This window comes from Oceanicoccus sp. KOV_DT_Chl (genome assembly GCF_900120175.1).
Classification (GTDB): Bacteria; Pseudomonadota; Gammaproteobacteria; order Pseudomonadales; family Dasaniaceae; genus Oceanicoccus.
On the sequence record NZ_FQLF01000006.1, the window covers coordinates 1 to 2,196 of the forward strand.

A 2,196-nucleotide genomic window follows, 5' to 3' on the forward strand; every position below is an offset into this window, starting at 1 on the left:
TTTTTTTTTTTTTTTTTTTTTTTTTTTTTTTTTTTTTTTTTTTTTTTTTTTTTTTTTTTTTTTTTTTTTTTTTTTTTTTTTTTTTTTTTTTTTTTTTTTTTTTTTTTTTTTTTTTTTTTTTTTTTTTTTTTTTTTTTTTTTTTTTTTTTTTTTTTTTTTTTTTTTTTTTTTTTTTTTTTTTTTTTTTTTTTTTTTTTTTTTTTTTTTTTTTTTTTTTTTTTTTTTTTTTTTTTTTTTTTTTTTTTTTTTTTTTTTTTTTTTTTTTTTTTTTTTTTTTTTTTTTTTTTTTTTTTTTTTTTTTTTTTTTTTTTTTTTTTTTTTTTTTTTTTTTTTTTTTTTTTTTTTTTTTTTTTTTTTTTTTTTTTTTTTTTTTTTTTTTTTTTTTTTTTTTTTTTTTTTTTTTTTTTTTTTTTTTTTTTTTTTTTTTTTTTTTTTTTTTTTTTTTTTTTTTTTTTTTTTTTTTTTTTTTTTTTTTTTTTTTTTTTTTTTTTTTTTTTATTTTTTTTTTTTTTTTTTTTTTTTTTTTTTTTTTTTTTTTTTTTTTTTTTTTTTTTTTTTTTTTTTTTTTTTTTTTTTTTTTTTTTTTTTTTTTTTTTTTTTTTTTTTTTTTTTTTTTTTTTTTTTTTTTTTTTTTTTTTTTTTTTTTTTTTTTTTTTTTTTTTTTTTTTTTTTTTTTTTTTTTTTTTTTTTTTTTTTTTTTTTTTTTTTTTTTTTTTTTTTTTTTTTTTTTTTTTTTTTTTTTTTTTTTTTTTTTTTTTTTTTTTTTTTTTTTTTTTTTTTTTTTTTTTTTTTTTTTTTTTTTTTTTTTTTTTTTTTTTTTTTTTTTTTTTTTTTTTTTTTTTTTTTTTTTTTTTTTTTTTTTTTTTTTTTTTTTTTTTTTTTTTTTTTTTTTTTTTTTTTTTTTTTATTTTTTTTTTTTTTTTTTTTTTTTTTTTTTTTTTTTTTTTTTTTTTTTTTTTTTTTTTTTTTTTTTTTTTTTTTTTTTTTTTTTTTTTTTTTTTTTTTTTTTTTTTTTTTTTTTTTTTTTTTTTTTTTTTTTTTTTTTTTTTTTTTTTTTTTTTTTTTTTTTTTTTTTTTTTTTTTTTTTTTTTTTTTTTTTTTTTTTTTTTTTTTTTTTTTTTTTTTTTTTTTTTTTTTTTTTTTTTTTTTTTTTTTTTTTTTTTTTTTTTTTTTTTTTTTTTTTTTTTTTTTTTTTTTTTTTTTTTTTTTTTTTTTTTTTTTTTTTTTTTTTTTTTTTTTTTTTTTTTTTTTTTTTTTTTTTTTTTTTTTTTTTTTTTTTTTTTTTTTTTTTTTTTTTTTTTTTTTTTTTTTTTTTTTTTTTTTTTTTTTTTTTTTTTTTTTTTTTTTTTTTTTTTTTTTTTTTTTTTTTTTTTTTTTTTTTTTTTTTTTTTTTTTTTTTTTTTTTTTTTTTTTTTTTTTTTTTTTTTTTTTTTTTTTTTTTTTTTTTTTTTTTTTTTTTTTTTTTTTTTTTTTTTTTTTTTTTTTTTTTTTTTTTTTTTTTTTTTTTTTTTTTTTTTTTTTTTTTTTTTTTTTTTTTTTTTTTTTTTTTTTTTTTTTTTTTTTTTTTTTTTTTTTTTTTTTTTTTTTTTTTTTTTTTTTTTTTTTTTTTTTTTTTTTTTTTTTTTTTTTTTTTTTTTTTTTTTTTTTTTTTTTTTTTTTTTTTTTTTTTTTTTTTTTTTTTTTTTTTTTTTTTTTTTTTTTTTTTTTTTTTTTTTTTTTTTTTTTTTTTTTTTTTTTTTTTTTTTTTTTTTTTTTTTTTTTTTTTTTTTTTTTTTTTTTTTTTTTTTTTTTTTTTTTTTTTTTTTTTTTTTTTTTTTTTTTTTTTTTTTTTTTTTTTTTTTTTTTTTTTTTTTTTTTTTTTTTTTTTTTTTTTTTTTTTTTTTTTTTTTTTTTTTTTTTTTTTTTTTTTTTTTTTTTTTTTTTTTTTTTTTTTTTTTTTTTTTTTTTTTTTTTTTTTTTTTTTTTTTTTTTTTTTTTTTTTTTTTTTTTTTTTTTTTTTTTTTTTTTTTTTTTTTTTTTTTTTTTTTTTTTTTTTTTTTTTTTTTTTTTTTTTTTTTTTTTTTTTTTTTTTTTTTTTTTTTTTTTTTTTTTTTTTTTTTTTTTTTTTTTTTTTTTTTTTTTTTTTTTTTTTTTTTTTTTTTTTTTTTTTTTTTTTTTTTTTTTTTTTTTTTTTTTTTTTTTTTTTTTTTTTTTTTT

At 0.0% G+C, this 2,196-nt stretch carries 1 protein-coding gene; it reads right to left on the bottom strand.

Going from position 1 to position 2,196, the window contains the following annotated elements:
• Positions 1-2,196, bottom strand: a 2,196-nt coding sequence (locus UNITIG_RS25815; RefSeq protein ID WP_200821408.1) for a hypothetical protein, incomplete at both ends; no start/stop codon positions are given.